Source organism: Paenibacillus sp. FSL R5-0908 (assembly GCF_038006245.1).
Lineage (GTDB): Bacteria > Bacillota > Bacilli > Paenibacillales > Paenibacillaceae > Paenibacillus_AQ > Paenibacillus_AQ odorifer.
Map to the genome: position 1 here is coordinate 5,281,377 of NZ_JBBOUV010000001.1, position 17,606 is coordinate 5,298,982.

General features: G+C 47.1%; 19 protein-coding genes. All 19 read right to left on the bottom strand.

Annotation, left to right across the window (positions count from 1 at the left end; all coding sequences use genetic code 11):
- Window positions 1–86: 86 nt before the first annotated feature.
- The gene (spo0A, locus tag MKZ09_RS24060; RefSeq protein WP_036682806.1) at window positions 87–902 is read right to left on the bottom strand and encodes a sporulation transcription factor Spo0A; all 816 of its coding nucleotides are present in this window, start codon (window positions 900–902) and stop codon (window positions 87–89) included.
- A 197-nt stretch (window positions 903–1,099) separates the two neighbouring features.
- Window positions 1,100–2,212, bottom strand: coding sequence for a SpoIVB peptidase (gene spoIVB, locus MKZ09_RS24065; RefSeq protein WP_080742549.1), 1,113 nt, complete (start codon window positions 2,210–2,212; stop codon window positions 1,100–1,102).
- Window positions 2,213–2,350: 138 nt separating this feature from the next.
- Window positions 2,351–4,078 (bottom strand): DNA repair protein RecN, encoded by a 1,728-nt coding sequence (gene recN / locus MKZ09_RS24070; protein ID WP_076134493.1) that lies wholly within the window; start codon window positions 4,076–4,078, stop codon window positions 2,351–2,353.
- A 46-nt stretch (window positions 4,079–4,124) separates the two neighbouring features.
- Window positions 4,125–4,574: a transcriptional regulator AhrC/ArgR gene (ahrC, locus tag MKZ09_RS24075; RefSeq protein ID WP_036682813.1), complete on the bottom strand. Its 450-nt coding sequence runs from the start codon at window positions 4,572–4,574 to the stop codon at window positions 4,125–4,127.
- A gap of 31 nt (window positions 4,575–4,605) precedes the next feature.
- On the bottom strand, window positions 4,606–5,079 hold the full coding sequence (locus tag MKZ09_RS24080; RefSeq protein WP_232061423.1) for a hypothetical protein: 474 nt from the start codon (window positions 5,077–5,079) through the stop codon (window positions 4,606–4,608).
- 265 nt (window positions 5,080–5,344) lie between these two features.
- On the bottom strand, window positions 5,345–6,247 hold the full coding sequence (locus tag MKZ09_RS24085) for a TlyA family RNA methyltransferase (protein WP_076204868.1): 903 nt from the start codon (window positions 6,245–6,247) through the stop codon (window positions 5,345–5,347).
- Between the two features lie 45 nt (window positions 6,248–6,292).
- Entirely contained in the window at window positions 6,293–8,197 is a 1,905-nt protein-coding gene (gene dxs, locus MKZ09_RS24090) for a 1-deoxy-D-xylulose-5-phosphate synthase (protein WP_036682816.1), read from the bottom strand.
- 99 nt (window positions 8,198–8,296) lie between these two features.
- A complete protein-coding gene (locus MKZ09_RS24095; protein ID WP_076204872.1) occupies window positions 8,297–9,244 on the bottom strand; it encodes a polyprenyl synthetase family protein in 948 nt (315 codons plus the stop codon).
- Entirely contained in the window at window positions 9,231–9,488 is a 258-nt protein-coding gene (gene xseB, locus MKZ09_RS24100; RefSeq protein WP_036682818.1) for an exodeoxyribonuclease VII small subunit, read from the bottom strand. The genes MKZ09_RS24095 and xseB overlap by 14 nt, the downstream gene beginning before the upstream one ends.
- Window positions 9,466–10,845, bottom strand: coding sequence for an exodeoxyribonuclease VII large subunit (xseA, locus tag MKZ09_RS24105; protein ID WP_038572529.1), 1,380 nt, complete (start codon window positions 10,843–10,845; stop codon window positions 9,466–9,468). The genes xseB and xseA overlap by 23 nt, the downstream gene beginning before the upstream one ends.
- Window positions 10,846–10,856: 11 nt before the next feature.
- Entirely contained in the window at window positions 10,857–11,714 is an 858-nt protein-coding gene (gene folD / locus MKZ09_RS24110) for a bifunctional methylenetetrahydrofolate dehydrogenase/methenyltetrahydrofolate cyclohydrolase FolD (RefSeq protein ID WP_036682821.1), read from the bottom strand.
- Between the two features lie 42 nt (window positions 11,715–11,756).
- Window positions 11,757–12,209: a transcription antitermination factor NusB gene (nusB, locus tag MKZ09_RS24115; RefSeq protein ID WP_036682824.1), complete on the bottom strand. Its 453-nt coding sequence runs from the start codon at window positions 12,207–12,209 to the stop codon at window positions 11,757–11,759.
- A 258-nt stretch (window positions 12,210–12,467) separates the two neighbouring features.
- Complete coding sequence (locus MKZ09_RS24120; protein ID WP_036682825.1) at window positions 12,468–12,701, bottom strand: DUF2273 domain-containing protein; 234 nt, start codon at window positions 12,699–12,701, stop codon at window positions 12,468–12,470.
- Between the two features lie 15 nt (window positions 12,702–12,716).
- The gene (amaP, locus tag MKZ09_RS24125) at window positions 12,717–13,256 is read right to left on the bottom strand and encodes an alkaline shock response membrane anchor protein AmaP (RefSeq protein ID WP_036682827.1); all 540 of its coding nucleotides are present in this window, start codon (window positions 13,254–13,256) and stop codon (window positions 12,717–12,719) included.
- Between the two features lie 74 nt (window positions 13,257–13,330).
- The gene (locus tag MKZ09_RS24130; protein WP_076129649.1) at window positions 13,331–13,747 is read right to left on the bottom strand and encodes an Asp23/Gls24 family envelope stress response protein; all 417 of its coding nucleotides are present in this window, start codon (window positions 13,745–13,747) and stop codon (window positions 13,331–13,333) included.
- Window positions 13,748–13,862: 115 nt separating this feature from the next.
- Window positions 13,863–15,206 carry an acetyl-CoA carboxylase biotin carboxylase subunit gene (gene accC / locus MKZ09_RS24135; protein ID WP_076129648.1) on the bottom strand — a complete coding sequence of 448 codons (1,344 nt, stop codon included), beginning with the start codon at window positions 15,204–15,206 and terminating at the stop codon, window positions 13,863–13,865.
- Window positions 15,207–15,260: 54 nt separating this feature from the next.
- Window positions 15,261–15,770: an acetyl-CoA carboxylase biotin carboxyl carrier protein gene (gene accB, locus MKZ09_RS24140; RefSeq protein WP_076098642.1), complete on the bottom strand. Its 510-nt coding sequence runs from the start codon at window positions 15,768–15,770 to the stop codon at window positions 15,261–15,263.
- A 147-nt stretch (window positions 15,771–15,917) separates the two neighbouring features.
- Window positions 15,918–16,865, bottom strand: coding sequence for a SpoIIIAH-like family protein (locus tag MKZ09_RS24145; protein WP_076204875.1), 948 nt, complete (start codon window positions 16,863–16,865; stop codon window positions 15,918–15,920).
- Between the two features lie 67 nt (window positions 16,866–16,932).
- Complete coding sequence (gene spoIIIAG / locus MKZ09_RS24150; RefSeq protein ID WP_076204880.1) at window positions 16,933–17,577, bottom strand: stage III sporulation protein AG; 645 nt, start codon at window positions 17,575–17,577, stop codon at window positions 16,933–16,935.
- Between the last annotated feature and the right edge of the window lie 29 nt (window positions 17,578–17,606).

Genomic DNA, 17,606 nt, shown 5'->3' on the forward strand with positions numbered 1-17,606 from the left:
TATCGGGCGAGATTAAAAAAGTTTATCGGTTCAAAACAAGTTTATCGATTTTATACTGACTGTACCCCGCACTACCCCTAACCCTTTCAACTAACCTTATGCTCAATCCGCAGCTTGTCGGCTACCATGGCAATAAATTCCGAGTTAGTAGGCTTAGATTTGGAGATATTAATGGTGTAGCCGAATAAATGGCTGATGGAATCGATGTTGCCACGGGTCCAAGCCACTTCAATCGCATGGCGAATGGCACGTTCAACGCGTGAAGGCGTGGTCTTGAACTTCTCAGCGATTGCTGGGTAGAGCGTCTTCGTAATCGCACCTAGGATCTCGATATTGTTATATACCATGGTGATCGCTTCACGCAGGTACTGATAACCCTTGATATGCGCTGGGACACCGATTTCATGGATAATCGAGGTAATGTTAGCGTCGAGGTTCTTGCCCTTAGAGAGCGGCACTACATTCGATCTGGACGTCGACGAATAATTGTACATGTTGGAGGAGGAGCTCATGCTGCCTTGAGAGCCGACAAGCTGACGTACACGATTTGCCAGGACCTCCATATCGAACGGTTTCAAAATATAATAGGATGCACCAAGCTGTACAGCTCTTTGAGTGATGTTCTCCTGACCAAAAGCAGTCAGCATGATGATCTTCGGTTGAGGATTCAGATCCATATCACGTAGACGTTCCAATACACCTAGGCCGTCTAAATGCGGCATGATGATATCAAGAATAAGAACATCGGGAATTTTACGTGCTTCGCTAAGCATTTGAAGCACTTCTTCACCATTGTAGGCGATACCCGTTACGGTCATATCTTCTTGCTCAGAAATGTACTCGGAAAGCAAATTCGTAAATTCCCTGTTATCATCGGCCAACAACACTTCAATATTCTGCACTGGCTGCTTCCTCCTTAATTATATCTGCTATTCGAAAATAACATTTTTTTCTTGTCTCTTACGTTTTCGACATGGAGATCGAATTCCCTTCTGTCGAAAATTATTTTTCTTTATTTTTTTTCTGCGTTGGATTATAATTAAATATTTTATCTCAATGTTCGAGGTTCTTCGCAATCGTTCGACAAAAAATCTTAAGGCTAAACCGCCTTAAGATTTAATGAATACCTATTCTCCTGTTTGGTCACACCTGAATCTTGAAGCATCCATTCGATGAAGCACCCATAACCGGACTTAGGATCATTTACAAATACATGAGTTACGGCTCCGATGAGGCGGCCATCCTGTACGATAGGACTTCCGCTCATACCTTGAACGATACCGCCTGTCTTATCGATAAGACGTGGATCGGTGATTCGCAGCACCATTCCTTTAGTGGCTGGCGTTTGCTGATGTGCTACATGAATGATCTCAACCTTAAACCGCTCCACCTGCTGTCCGTCAACTACAGTTAGGATCTCAGCAGGACCTTCCTTGACTTGATCGCTCATCGCCACGGGGATCGGTTCTTTGTAAAGACTGTGCTCGGGATTGGAGCTCATTTTACCGAAGATGCCGAAGTCAGTATTACTCTCCACATTTCCAAGCACTTGGCTTTCTTTCAAAAAATGCGCTCGTTTCTCGCCCGGATCGCCATCCTGGCTTTTGGATATGGAGGTGACACTGGACTGAACGATATGACCACTGCCTACAACAATTGGAGTACCGGTATTCATGTCTGTAATCACATGTCCCAAAGCTCCATATACACCTTGCTCGGGAGCATAAAAAGTTAATGTGCCGACACCCGCTGCTGAATCACGAATGTACAGGCCTAACCGCCACACTTTGTCATGAATGTCATACGCGGGCTTTAACTTAGCTGTATGCTCTTTACCTCCGCGTTTGAAGACAATGGTCAAGGGGTTATTCGCTTTACCAGCACGATCCACCAGCTTGGCCACCTTGGACAACTCATCCAATTTCTCACCATTCATGGAGATCATCAGATCACCCGGCACTAAACCGCTGACCTCTCCTGGGGAAAGCTTAGATTTCTCGGATACTTCAATCAGATGATGACCAACAACCAAAACACCTGCTGATTTCACTTTCACACCGATCGTTTGACCTCCCGGGATCACCTTAAGCTCGGAATGAATTCCTTGTGCAGTCACCTTGGCTGGTTCACCATGCAGTGGTGCAGCAGAACTTAGATTTGTTCCCGTTATGCCCGATAAACTAAGAAAGAAGGCAAATAAAAGGCCTGGCATTAACTTCCTGAGGTTAGGCTTCAATGGCTGTCACGCTCCCTTTTGCTTCTTTCGCTTGACGAAAAAGGTGGTCGCCAATTGCGTACCTATAAGATAACCTTGCCCCCAGGCTTTTATTACTGTCAATCATTGCTCCGCTTAGCTTGTTGCAGCCTTACTTGCCTCGGCCAGATTAAGCATTTCCTGCGAGTGATGCAATGTTTTTTCGGTAATTTCTACGCCACCCAGCATCCGGGCCAGCTCCATTACACGTCCATCGTTCGTTAGGGATTCCACTTCAGTCATGGTTCTTCCATCCTCAACCTTTTTGCGGATTAAGTACTGATGGTCAGCCATACAAGCCACCTGCGGCAAGTGAGTAATGGAGAACACCTGACAGGTAGAGGACAGCTTAAACAGCTTATCTGCGATGGACTGAGCGGCTCTGCCGCTGACACCGGTATCCACTTCATCAAAAATCAGAACTGGAATTGCATCATGGCGCGCAAAAATACTTTTCATTGCCAGCATAATACGCGACAGCTCACCACCAGAGGCGATTTTGCCAAGCGGTCTCAGGGGTTCGCCCGGGTTAGGGGATATCATAAATTCTGCGCTGTCTATCCCTTGTCTTGTGAGGCGAATACGCCGACCATTGTATTCCACTCCACGCGGGTCCTCCAGCGTGTCTAATTTGACCTGCAACGAAGTTCTTTCCATTTGAAGGTCTTTAAGCTCACCCTCCACTTGGGTGGCCAGATCAGCAGCACAAAGCTTGCGTGCTTCACTTAATTCCGTAGCTGCTTCCATTAATACAGACAGCAGCGAATCGCGCTTCGCCGTCAGTTTCTCCAGATATTCATCTTTATTCTCAAGCAAATCAGTTTCCCGGTGAATTTGTTCATAATAAGCCAAAATCTGTTCTACACTCTCTCCATATTTACGTCGGAGTCCAGTAATCAAATCCAGACGATTCTCGATTTCTTCAAGTCGCATCGGATTGAACTCGATATTTTCCCGGTAATCACGAAGCTGAAAAGCAGCATCCTCTAGCTGGTAATATGAGGACTGCAGCTGTTCGAGCACTGTTCGCAAACCCTTCTCATCGTAACGAACTGCATCCTCAAGTCTGGAAATAACATTACCGATCGATTCCAAGCCTTGTCTGTCGTAAAGCAGCTCATATGCACCCGATACGGAATCCATCATTTTCTCACTGTGGGATAGTTTGACCCGTTCTTCGGTAAGTAATTCATCTTCTCCCGGTTTTAATCCGGCGGATGAAATTTCTTCAAGCTGAAAACGATATAAGTCAAGCATTTGGTATGCCTTCTGACTGGATTCCTGCAGCTCTCGCAGCTCTTTCTCCACCTTCGCGAAGGCAGAATACCTTTCCTGAAAAACTGCCTTTAGCGGACCAATAATCGGATCTCCGTATGTATCCAGCAGTCCCAGATGCCGTTCCGCCTTCAGCAAGTTCTGGTGCTCATGCTGGCCGTGTATATTAACCAGCTGCTCGCCGATCTCGCGAAGCATGGTAAGATTGACCATCTGTCCATTTACACGTGATGTACTTTTACCTTGAGAGGTAAGCTCGCGTCGTATAATAAGATGCTCCTCGCGCTGGGCCTCAATGCCAAGACGCTCCAAAGTCTCCCAAACGGGATGACCGCTGGGAAGACTGAAGAGCGCCTCCATCTCCGCTTTTTCACAACCATAACGAATGGAATCCGCTGAACCGCGGCCTCCAACAATCAATCCAAGCGCATCAATAATAATGGATTTACCTGCCCCGGTCTCCCCTGTAAGCACGTGGAAGCCAGGATAAAAATGCACATCAACCGCCTCAACGACGGCAAGATTGCGTATAGACAAGGTTTCTAACACTAATAGAGCACCTCCGAGAAGATGACAGGCATCTGATTAATTATAATTAAGAAATATAACCCATGATTTGTGAAATTACAGTTTTACTGTCCTCAGGTAAACGGCAAATAATAAGGATTGTATCATCACCAGAAAGGGTTCCCATAATTTGCGGCCAGTCAATATTATCAATCAAAGCAGCGACAGAGTTAGCCGTACCTGGTAAACATTTCATCACCACAAGATTAGCCGAGGAATCGATCTGCACAAAATTATCCACAAGGACGCGCTTAAGCTTCTGAATGGGATTATACCGTTGATCTGTTGGTAGTGAATATTTATATCTTCCATCATCCATGGGTACCTTGATGAGCAACAGCTCTTTTATATCTCGAGATACTGTAGCTTGCGTAACTTGAAAACCTGATTCACGCAAGGCTTCCACAAGCTCGTCCTGTGTTTCGATATCCTTTTGTGTAATAATTTCACGAATCTTAATATGTCGTTGTCCCTTCATTGTTGCCTCCTGGTATATAAAAAATATGGACTCAGTTTGATTCTCCGTCGTCTTTGCCAAGCTTAATTACATGGATCGATGCTGTTGCTACATTAACATATAGAACGCCGCTGCATTCCGGATAGATCAGCAGGTAGGGAAGCAAGGTATCACGTAAGCCGCTGCCTGTGAAATCCAAAGGCTTGCGTGGTCTGGAAAGGATAACTAAATATAACGAGCCTTCCTCTTTTGTCGCCACATAATCTATAAATAACCGGCTATACATCTGCGCCCCATTTACGTTGAAAGACAAAGGGATTTTTAATTTCCCTCCAACGACCTCATATCCCTCATCCTCAAGTATATCAATAGAGGGATGTGGAATAATCACTTTATTGAACGGAATCTGATCCTTCATAAAAGAACGCGGAGAACTCTGCAGCCATACATATATCCGATATATTATAAAAATCGATAATGCTACCCCAATAAACGCCATAACGACCTTGTCAGAGCTACCCGCCACTATCAATCACCTCGGTGATTTATTCGCGTGAAGCCCTGGTAAATCCTGCTTCTAAGCTGTCTTTTTATAAGCTTTCCGCATAATTGATATTATTCGCTAATTCAGCAATTTACAATTACAACAAGCACAGTAATTCCAAAAAAGATTCAAAATATAAAGACCCGGATTTTATACCGGGTCTTTATTTTAATAAATTCAATCCATTTGAGCAAATCTGCAAAACACCCCGCTGACCATTTGAGGTTGACGGGGTGTTCATAAAGCTCTAGCGGCGCAGGGAGTTTCCATGAGTAGAACTCACATTAAAAGTACCCGTAGCCTGCTTAATCACTTCATCAGCAAGGGATGGAAAGTCCTCCACTGGAATGACTGCTGCAACAGCAGCTGCCGGCTGTACGGATGATTCTTCGCCTTCCGCCACTTCTGGCATCAGTCTCCAGTGAGCAAGAAACTCAATATTGCCTTCCCCGCCTGTAATTGGCGAAAAAGTCAATCCATGGAGACCGAATCCTAACTCTGCAGCCATAGTCAGTACATTAATCAAAACCTCTTTATGGACAGCGGAATCACGAATCACACCTGATTTTCCAACCTTCTCACGTCCAGCCTCAAATTGCGGCTTGATGAGTGCAGCGATATCTGCTGGACGTTGCAGCAAGGCTTTGAGGGGTGGGAGAATTATTTTTAAGGAAATAAAAGATACATCAATACTGGCAAAGTCCGGAACAGGACCCTGCAAATCTGTAGGTGTCATATACCGGAAATTTGTACGCTCCATAACGCTCACTCGCTCATCATTACGCAGTGACCAATCCAGCTGGTTATAGCCAACATCAATGGCATACACATGGCTTACACCATTCTGAAGCGCACAATCTGTGAAGCCGCCAGTGGAAGCACCAATGTCCAGCATGTTCCGACCGGTAAGATCAATATTAAATTGGCGAAGAGCCTTCTCCAGCTTTAGGCCTCCACGACTGACATACGGATGCACAGAGCCTTTAACCTTAAGGGTAGATTCCCGCGAGACCTTCATGCCAGCTTTTTCAATACGTTCCTCATCCGCGAGCACCAACCCTGCCATAATAGCAGCTTTAGCTTTCTCCCGGCTTTCATAAAAACCTTGCTCCACAAGCAGTACATCAATCCGTTCTTTACGGTGTTCCATGGTCATCTCCCGATCGTTCAAGGGTTACTAATCTTCGGCTTCCACTTAGGAAGACGAAGTCGTTTTGTAATTATAAGCACTTAGAGCCATCATGGACTTGATACGTGCACATAACGCTTCTACGGTAAGACCTGTTTGCTGACGTTGTTCTTTAATGGAGCCATGCTCCACGAAGATGTCGGGCACACCCATCAGATGTACACGAGCGTCATAAATTTCATGCTCCGCGTAGAATTCCAATACCGCACTGCCGAGACTTCCCGCTTGGCATGCCTCTTCAATAACAACCATATTGGTTCCAGCATGAGCCAAATCAAGAAGCATGGAGTTATCAAGCGGCTTCAGGAAACGCGCATTCACAACACCCACCTGAATCCCTTCCCGCTTCAGCAAATCAGCGGCTTCTTCAGCCACTTGAACCATAGGACCACATGCCACTACAGCATATCCTTCTCCTGTACGCAGTCGTTCCCATGATCCTATAGGAAGGGTATGCAGTTCAGCATCCATTGCCACACCTGTTCCGTTAATACGCGGATAGCGGTAAGCAATTGGACCGTCATTATATTCAAGTGCCGTCTTCATCATATGGCGCAGCTCATTTTCGTCTTTTGGCATCATCATAACCATATTAGGGATATGGCGCATAAAAGCAACATCGTACACACCCTGATGAGTCTCCCCATCTGCACCCACAAATCCAGCGCGGTCAATGGCGAACATAACATTGGCGTTATGGCGGCAAATATCATGGACGATCTGATCATAGGCACGCTGCATGAAGGTAGAATACACGGCGTATACCGGCTTCATCCCTTCCATAGCCAAAGCTGCACACAAGGTTGCCGCATGCTGCTCTGCAATCCCGACGTCAATCATGCGATCCGGGAATTCCTTCGCAAAAGGAAACAAACCTGAACCGCCTGGCATCGCAGGGGTAACTGCAATCAGACGCGAATCTTCACGTCCCAGCTCAATCAGCGTACTGCCAAATACTTCGGTGTACATTGGAGGACCTACAGCTTTAAGTGCCTGACCCGACTCAATTTTGTAAGGCGAAATGGCATGCGATTTATAAAAATCAGTCTCAGCCGGTTTGTAGCCCTTGCCTTTGGTCGTCAGCACATGCACAAGCACAGGACCCGCCACGTTATCTGCTTGATGGAAGGTGTCGATCATTTTCTCCAGATCATGTCCATCCACTGGCCCAAGATACGTAAAGCCAAGCTCTTCAAACAATACTCCAGGAACCATCATATATTTAAGACTGTTTTTTAACTGTTCAGCGGTTTTCGCTAATCGTCCACCGATGGCCGGAATCTTCTTAAGCAGCCCTTCAACCTCGTCTTTGGCACGCAAATAATGACGGTCCGAACGAATTTTACTTAAATAATTGTGCATCGCCCCTACATTCGGAGCAATCGACATTTCATTATCGTTCAAAATAACCATCAGCTTACGCTTCTCATGGCCAATGTGGTTAAGCGCTTCAAAAGCCATCCCGCCGGTAAGCGCACCGTCCCCAATCACGGCAATCACCTTGTTGTCTTCGCCTTTAAGATCACGAGCCATAGCCATCCCCATCGCTGCCGACAAAGAGGTGCTGCTATGTCCAGCCTCCCACACATCATGTTCGCTTTCAGAGCGCTTAACAAAGCCGCACAATCCCTGATATTTGCGCAGGGTATCAAAGCGATCTTGACGGCCGGTCAGTATTTTGTGGACATAGGCTTGGTGGCCAACGTCGTAGATCATTTTGTCACGAGGACTGTTGTAGCAATAATGTAAGGCCAGCGTGAGCTCCACCACCCCCAGATTAGAACCGAGGTGCCCGCCGGTTGCTGTAAGCTTCTCAATCAGAAATCGTCGAATTTCCTCTGCAAGAGTAGTTAATTCTTCGACTGACAGTGATTTCAGTTGTTGTGGATCATTTATTTGTGGAAGCAGCACGAATAGTTCCCCGCTTTCCTAGATGTTGTAAAATATATAAAAACCATTATAACACAAACGAAACGGCTGTCGAAATACAGCCGCTTCGAAAGTTCATCCTTAGTGATCACGTGCCATTAAATAATCTGCAATTTCCAGCAGGCGCTGGTTGTCGTAAAAACCGCCATTCAGCACAGCATTTTGGGCTGCTTCTGTAAGCTGCTTCACCTCAGCACGAGATTCCTCCAACCCAATAAAATAAGGGTAGGTTACCTTCTGCTGCTTGATATCGCTGCCTGTTTTTTTGCCAAGCTTGCCTTCATCACCAACCAAATCAAGAATATCATCCTGGATTTGAAAAGCGAGTCCGATGCTTGTACCAAAATCACGCAGAGCTTCAAGCTGCTTCTCTGTTGCCCCTGCGATACGTCCGCCGGCTAACAGCGAAAAGATAATTAAATCTCCGGTTTTATGCAGATGAATATATTTCAGCTGCGCAAGATCTGTTAGCCCTTGCTCGCCTTCCATATCTGCAATCTGACCGCCGACCATGCCGCGTGGACCTGCCATTTCCGCCAGATCCTCCACTATGGATAAAACATTATCAGCAGGAATGCCAAATTTACGGGAGGCTTGTACCACACTGTAAAAAGCATGGGTCAAAAGCGCATCACCCGCAAGAATAGCTGATGCTTCACCAAAGACTTTATGATTCGTCAGCTTGCCGCGCCGATAATCATCATTATCCATGGCAGGCAGATCATCATGAATCAACGAGTAGGTATGTACCATCTCAATCGCAGCTGCAACAGGCAAGGCTGCTTCACGGCTGCCTCCCAGTGATTCACAAGCAGCGATCACAAGCAACGGCCGGAGGCGTTTGCCCCCTGCCATTAGCGAATACTTCATCGCTTGCTGTAAATTTTCTGGAACCGTCCACGCTGCGGGAAGAATAGTCTCAAGCTCATGTGAGAGCAAATCACTTATCGATGCGATGTAATCCTCCAGCGGCTGCCGCATGCTTTCACTTGCGGAGCTTCCCTCCAGATCATTCTCAAAGCGATTCATCGGCGTCCCCTTCCAGACGTGCACCAAACGGCTTTTTGCGCAGTTCTCCGTCCTCTTGGGTAATCATTTCGATCTTACGCTCTACTTGTTCCAGCTTGCTGCCGCAAAGCTGCGACAGCTTCATGCCCTGCTGAAATAAATCGATGGCCTTCTCCAGAGGAACGTCGCCGTGTTCAAGCTCACGAACGATTTCCTCCAGTCGGTCCATAGCGCCTTCAAAATCAAGTTCCGCTTCCTTCGTCATCGTCTTTGCCATCCTCCTTCATCCCCCATACTTGGCAGTTCAGCTGTCCGTCATTCATCTTTATCACCACAAGATCGCCAAGCTGCACTTCGGTCAGCGATTTGATTAAATGTTCTTCCGCCTCGTCATACACTAAGCTGTAGCCTCGCGACATTACTTTTAGCGGGCTCAGCGCATCCAAGTGACGAATTTCTGCCACATAGCGAGAGCGCTTCTCCTGCAAGCGAGCCTGCATAGCGCCCATTAACTCACGGCGCATACTGTCCGTGCGCTGACGTGCTGCGGCAACACTGTCGCGCGGATGGAACCGCTGCAGACTGTGATGCAGCACCGCCTTGCGCTCGCGGGAACGGCTGAGCCGTGCATCCGCTGAGCGCTGGAGCCGCTCACGCAGCATGTCCAGCCGCTGCGTGTGCTGAATCAGCGTGCGGCGCGGGCCTGCCAGCGCCAGCGAGCGCTGCAGCACCGAGTGGCGCTCACGTCCGCGCTGGGCGCGTTGTTGCAGCGCCTGGCGCAGCCGCTGCTGCAGCTGGCGAAGCTGCGCAGCTAGCTCGCCGGCATGAGGCACGGCCAGCTCAGCGGCCGCTGTGGGCGTAGCCGCGCGGAGGTCGGCGGCGAAATCGGCAATCGTGAAATCGGTCTCGTGGCCGACGGCCGAGATGACCGGAATCCTTGATGCCGATATCGCTCGCGCGACTTCCTCCTCGTTGAACGCCCACAGCTCCTCCAGCGAACCGCCGCCGCGGCCGACGATAAGCACGTCGGCTTCACCCATGGCGTTCAGCGCACCAATCGCCTTCACTATCGAAGGCGCAGCGCCTTTGCCTTGCACCAATACGGGATAGATTACAATAGCTACCTGCGGAAACCGCCGCTGAAGCGTAATTACAATATCTCGTACAGCTGCTCCTGTTGGGGAAGTAATCACACCAATACACTTCGGGAACCGCGGCAACGAACGCTTGCGAGCTTCTGCAAAAAGGCCTTCTTTTTCAAGCTTGCTCTTCAGCTGCTCATAGGCCAGATATAAACTGCCAATCCCATCAGGCTGCATATGTGTGGCGTAGAACTGATATTGCCCATCCCGTTCATAGACGGTCACATTACCTCTGGCAATTACCCGAGCGCCTTCCTTCGGAATAAAAGGCAGCCGCTGGTTATGAGAAGCGAACATTATCGCTTTAATGCGGCTGCTCTCGTCCTTAAGTGTGAAATACATATGCCCGCTGCCATGATGTGTAAAGTTGGAAATCTCTCCGCGAATCCACACATCCGAAAGTAAATTATCCGAGTCTAGCTTCATGCGGATATAACGGTTGAGTTCTTTTATCGAATAAACCTGCCGCTCTGCCGCCATGAATCTTACCCCTATTCCAGGCCGTGACGGCGTTTAGCCGCAATCAGCGTGTTGCTCATCAGCATTGTAATAGTCATCGGTCCAACTCCGCCTGGAACAGGCGTGATGTATCCGGCAACTTCTTTTGCACTTTCATAATCAACGTCACCTGCGAGTTTACCGTTATCCAGACGGTTCATGCCCACATCGATGACAACAGCACCCGGCTTCACATAGGAAGCGTCAATGAAATTAGCTCGTCCGATCGCTACAACCAAAATATCCGCTTGACGGCTAATCTCTTGCATATTAGCTGTACGGGAATGGCACATAGTTACGGTAGCATTTTCGCGTTGCAACAAGAGGGAAACTGGCTTTCCTACAATATTGCTACGACCAATTACAACGGCATGTTTACCTGCCATACCTGTTCCTGTACGTTTGATCAGTTCGATTACTCCTGCAGGAGTACATGGAAGAAGACTGTCGGCACCGATGACCAGGTTGCCTACATTGACAGGGTGAAAGCCGTCTACATCCTTTTCCACGGAGATTGCATCAATAACTGCCTTCTCCTCGATATGCTTAGGCAATGGGAGTTGAACCAGAATTCCGTCGATATCATCGCGTCCGTTTAGCTCTGCTACCAGTGCCAGAAGTTCTTCTTGAGAAGTGGATTCATCCAATTTATGCACTTCCGAATGGAATCCTAAGCTGATACAAGATTTCTCCTTATTGCGAACATAAACCTGAGATCCCGGGTCTTCACCTACTAGAATAACAGCCAAACCGGGCTTTACGCCGCGTTTCGCCAGTTCAGCAACCTCTTGGGCAATGCTAATACGAATTTCCTCGGATACTTGTTTACCACTGATGATTGCTGCTGTCATGTTAGTCTCTCCCCTTTTATATACTTTACTATGGTTTATAAATTAAGAATGGTCAGCTTTAATAGTATCTATCTCTTGGATCATCTTGCCGAGTACTCCGTTAACAAACTTCCCGGAATCATCCGTTCCAAAATGCTTGGCCAAATCGATTGCTTCATTCACTGCAACCTTCGCAGGCACATCATTGGCGAACACCATTTCATACGCTGCTAAACGTAGAATCTGACGATCCACACGTGACAGACGGCTCATTTGCCAGCCCTTCAGGTAATGTTCAAGTATATCGTCGATCGCTACCTTGTGCTCCCATACCCCATTCACATGCTCTACCACATAGTGTTTAAGCTGAATCTCGTCCGTGATTACACGTTCGGTTTCATTCTCTTCTGAAGCTTCCTCGAGCAGCATTTCTACGGCTTCCGCGCTTTCCACATCGTTCATTTCCATCTGATACAGGCTTTGGACAATAATCTCTCTAGCTATACGTCTTTTCATGTGTTCCTCCTAAAATCTTATATCGCATTAAAATATTCACTTGTACTGCATCAACGTCTACGACCCAAATATCGCTTCACACTTATTCATTCTTTCCCTATTCCTGTGAGGATTATTGCACAAAGCGAAGATACCTTCAGAGGAAGCTCGCAAATATACCTGTCCCTTGTCGCAAAAAAAACCGCAAAGCCTTTCTTCCGGGGGCAACGGACAACACAAACTTACGGTTTCCTGCTCCGGGAAAAAGACTATCGCGGTTCACTTAAAGGGACGCCAGCGTCCGGATAATCGCGAAACCAACTCCTGCCATTGAAACAGGGGCGCTTGCGCGGTATCCTTTCTTTTGCCGAGCGTATATCCGATGAACACTACCAGTGCAAAGAACAGCATATCCCAAAAACCGCAAATTAAATAAATCAAACCCAGACCAATGCCGAAAGTCACTCCGGCGATTCTACCCCCGTGACTTTCCCATACTTCTTTCCAAGACATAAGGGAAACTCACCTCTATTCCACTCGACTTTTGAAGCTTGGAGACTGCGTGAGGTTAGCAATATATACAGACACATCAGCAACCGGAATGCCGGTTGTCTCCTGCACGAAATCATGCACCTGACGTTGTACTTCTGTCGTAAGCAGCGGTAATGAATGCTCACCGTCCACTACTGCACGAATTGTAATTTCAAGGCCAGCCTGCGAGACACGAATACGTGACTTGAGATCTCTGATTCCCTTCACTTTACCGGCAGCCTTAAGACTCAGATTCTCAATAGTTTCCATTGAAATCTGGATATCCCCATACTCTGTACGCTGATCGACCGAAGGCAATGAAGCGCGATCACGGCGCAGAGAGATGTAGAAAAATCGGATGCTCAGAAGGAACAAGACAACTGCTACTATTATTGCTGTAATATAAGCTGCTGGTCCATTCTCAATCTCCAAAGTTCTAGGAATCGCACCGCTTAAGAGGAGGATGGCAATAACAGATAGTATTCCGATACTTAAGCTGTAGACAAACAGCAAAAGTCTGTCCAAAATTTTTGCCACGAGTCTCATAACCTCCTTAAATTAGAGTAAACCCTCGACTTTGCTGTCGGGGGTTTATGGAAGAACGATGACTGCTATTTCACACGAAGAATCGTTTCAGTTTCTTCGTTCTTGTCTACAGTGTTGTTGTTCTTGAATTGCACATCATGAATATGCACATTCACTTCCACAACAGTCAGACCAGTCATAGTCTCGATGGAGCGCTTAACATTACGTTGAATTTCAGCAGCCACTTCTGGAAGGCGATTGCCATATTCAATAATTACAGAAACATCCACCGCAGCTTCACGTTGTCCAACCTCTACTTTAACTCCTTTGGACAGATTCTTACGTCCAAGAAGTTCAACAATACCACCGGCGAATCCGCCGCTCATACCTGCTACACCTTTAACCTCAACGGTCGCCAGACCTGCAATAACCTCGATTACTTCAGGAGCAATCTGGATTTCACCGATTTCCGTCCGTTCGTATTCTGTCGGCAATGTACTCATTTTAGACTTCACACCTTTCAAGAAAGATTGTTCATGATTTCAAGCGTAAAGCACGTCTCTTATTAAACATACTATATCATTTGACGAACTTTATGACAAACAAACCGAAGTCGTCCTAAATTTCATACTCTTCAAGAAACTTAATGTCAAAGTTACCATCCAAAAATACAGGATGCTCCAACAGTTTCTGATGGAAAGGGATGGTGGTATGAATGCCTTCCACGGCGAATTCAGCCAAGGCGCGCTTCATCTTCGCAACCGCTTCCTGACGTGTAGGAGCCCAGACAATCAGTTTTGCAATCATAGAATCATAGAAAGGGGAAATCGTATATCCTGGGTACGCCGCACTATCTACACGAACGCCAAGGCCTCCTGGCGGCAAATAAAAGCCGATTTTTCCTGGTGAAGGCATGAAATTACGCTCAGGATCTTCAGCATTTATACGGCATTCAATTGACCAGCCATTAATCACGATATCTTCCTGAGTGAATGACAGCGGATTGCCTTCTGCTACAGAGATCATTTCCTTAATCAAATCCACACCTGTAACCATTTCTGTTACTGGATGTTCAACCTGAATACGGGTATTCATCTCCATGAAGTAGAACTGTCCATCCGGTCCAAGCAGGAATTCAAGTGTTCCGGCTCCCGAATAATTCACGGCAAGCGCTGCTCGAACTGCTGCATTACCCATGGCTTCCCGAATTTCCGGTGTGAGCACTGAACAAGGTGCCTCTTCAATCAGCTTTTGGCGACGACGCTGCACGGAGCAGTCCCGTTCACCTAAATGCACTACGTTGCCATGTTTATCTGCAATAATCTGAATCTCCACATGCTTCATGCCTGTTAGGAATTTCTCCAGATATACACCAGCGTTACCAAACGCCTTTTGTGCTTCCTGTTGTGCAGCAGTAATCTGCTTCACCAAAGATTCCTCGTCCTCAGCAATCCGTATTCCCTTACCTCCGCCACCTGCAGTAGCCTTAACGATGATCGGGTAACCAATATCGCGGCCCAGCATGACAGCTTCCTCTACATCGCCTACAAGACCATCTGAGCCCGGGATAATCGGAACTCCAGCCAGTTTCATGGTTTCCTTCGCTACAGCCTTGTCACCCATACGGTTTATGGCATCTGGAGAAGGTCCTATGAAGATAATATTGCAAGATTCACAAATCTCTGCAAAATCCGCATTTTCAGCTAAAAATCCATAGCCAGGATGGATGGCATCACATTCCGTTAAGGTGGCTACACTCATAATATTTGTAAAGTTCAGATAGCTGTCCTTGGCCGGCATCGGACCGATGCAGTAAGCTTCATCAGCCAACCGGACATGCAGTGAATCCCGGTCGGGTTCCGAATAGACCGCGACGGTGGAAATGCCCAGTTCACGGCAGGCCCTAATAATGCGGACCGCGATTTCGCCGCGGTTGGCAATCAACACTTTTTGAATGTTCATGCGTTTCCTCCCAAAGTTTTGCGAAGCTTCCGCTCCTTAAGTAGTCTGCGGTATTTATTCCGGTTTAACCAAGAATAGTGGTTGACCGTATTCTACAAGCTGACCGTTCTCAGCAAGTACAGACACGATTTCACCTTTAATCTCCGCTTCCAGCTCATTCATCAGTTTCATCGCCTCAATAATGCAAACCGTTGATTTTTCACTTACACGGTCTCCAACATTAACAAACGAAGGCGTTTCCGGAGAAGCGGCACTATAAAAGGTCCCCACCATTGGAGACACAATTTTATGTAGTTTGCCTTCTGCAGCTGCTTGTGGCTGCTGCGCTGGAGGAACTTCACCTACTACCGGATAGGATACTTGCGGTACGCTCTGCGGCTGCGGGGCAGGCGTAAAGGGATAGGCAGCATAAGGAGTCGCCTGTACTGCTGTTCCATCAGCTTCAGGGCGATCCGGTTTGCGAATTGCAAGCTTCATTCCTTCGCTTTCGATCTCCAACTCATGTACAGAGGAGGTCTGGTCCAGCAATTTAATCAATTCCTTAATTTCGCTCAACTTGAACATATATCAGTTCACTCCTTCAGCTTTCTCTCGAAGCCACTTCTTAAGCGGACAAGATAACTTTATGTATTATATCACAATCGGTAAAAATGGAAAGAGCCCGGGGCAACCCGAGCTCTTTCGTCATTTTTCTTTTAATTTTACAGCTTATTATTGCTCAGAAACGTATTGTACACTAATTTTATCTTGAGATACACTGAGTTCCTTCATTACGAGATCCACGATGCTAACCGCTTGCTTTACATCCAGTTTGTCGCTGAGAATGACTACTTTGTAGCTGTCTCCAGCTTCTTCCTTTACAATCGCTTCTCCATATTTTTGTTGAAGTTGTTCTTCGATACCAGTAATTTTGGATTCTTTTTCTTCAAGATTGAGAAGTTGTTCTTGAGCGACTGCGTTATCAGCAGGTGTTTTATCCATGTCATTAATCAAAGCAAGCAAGTCTTGTTGGTTCTTAAGATTCTTTTGCTCACGTTCATAAAGGTAGTTAGTGAACATGCTGCTCGCCGATACGCTTTGAGAAGCTACTTCATCAAGAATTTCTTTGTCATTTTTGGCTGGAGTCTTGGTTGTTGTATTTGCGGCTGTATCTTTAGCAGATGTATCTGTTTTCGTGGCATCTTTAGCAGCAGTGTCGGTTGTTGTCTTCTCTGAGTCACTGCTATTTGCGGCAGCTTTACTGCTGTCGTCCTTAGCAGCCGTAGTTGTACTTTCGTCCGTTTTAGCAGTAGTAGTGCTATCATCCGTTTTAGCGGTAGCCGCACTGTCATCCGTTTTGGCGGCAGTAGCGCTGTCGTCTGTAGTAGCGGCGGCAGTAGCGCTGTCGTCTGTAGTAGCGGCGCCAGTAGTGCTATCTACAACGCCTTCATCGGCAACAACATCGCCTTGACTAACAACTTCGTTCACAACAACACCTTTGTCGCCAACCGTTGGCAACGCTGCACCTGCTGTGTCTTTCAGGGAATCAACCTGCATGGTGCCAGCCGTGTCTTTTGGAATCGAAGCACCTGAGTCTTCAGTGAATAAATAGTATGCAGAGAGGACCACCATCAAGCTGAGCATAGAAACCAACCATATCGTTTGTCTTTTGCCGTTCATTCCTAATTCCTCCTAAAATTTAATCTAGTGGCTGCTTCGGAAGCACTCACTTATTGACTTTCTCCTGCTACTCTTGTTTGCGTGGCACTACTGAAATGCGCTGGATTGGGACGTTCAAGCCTTTTTCTATAGCCTGCTCGACGAGTCCACGAACAACTTTGTTCTCTGCCCCTTTGGCAACTACCAGTACGCCGCGTATCTGAGGTTTGATCCGCTTCGTCACAATGGGTGTCTCGTCCCCTGATTGCGAGTAGGTTACGATTTCGCCATCCCTCGTATATTGTGTCGTATGACGTTTCCCCCCACTGGCATCCGTCTCTTCACTAAGCTGTTGGGAGTCATTCATATTACGCACCACGACAATTTCTTCTGTAGACTCCACTGTAACCATGATATCGACTGTACCGACGCCAACGATTTTCTCCAAAATTTCCTTCATCCGGTTCTCCATCGCTAGTTCGATGCTGTCGAACGAATTGGTCGTTGTGGTTGGATCACTCTGCACCAGCGCCGTTTGAGAGGACTGATTCACCGGCGGCTCACGCCCTGTATTCTCGTTATCAATCCTCTTCACATTGACGAAGGAATTGAATAGCATGATCGCTGCGCCCAGCAGACCCAGAATGATCAGCCAGCGAAAGGTATGGCTTCTCTTTGGACTGCCGGCCCCACCCCCAGCCCACTGCTCAAGCTTTTTCAGCCAATTGCCCACTCCCATCCCTCCTAAAAATTATAGTTTCT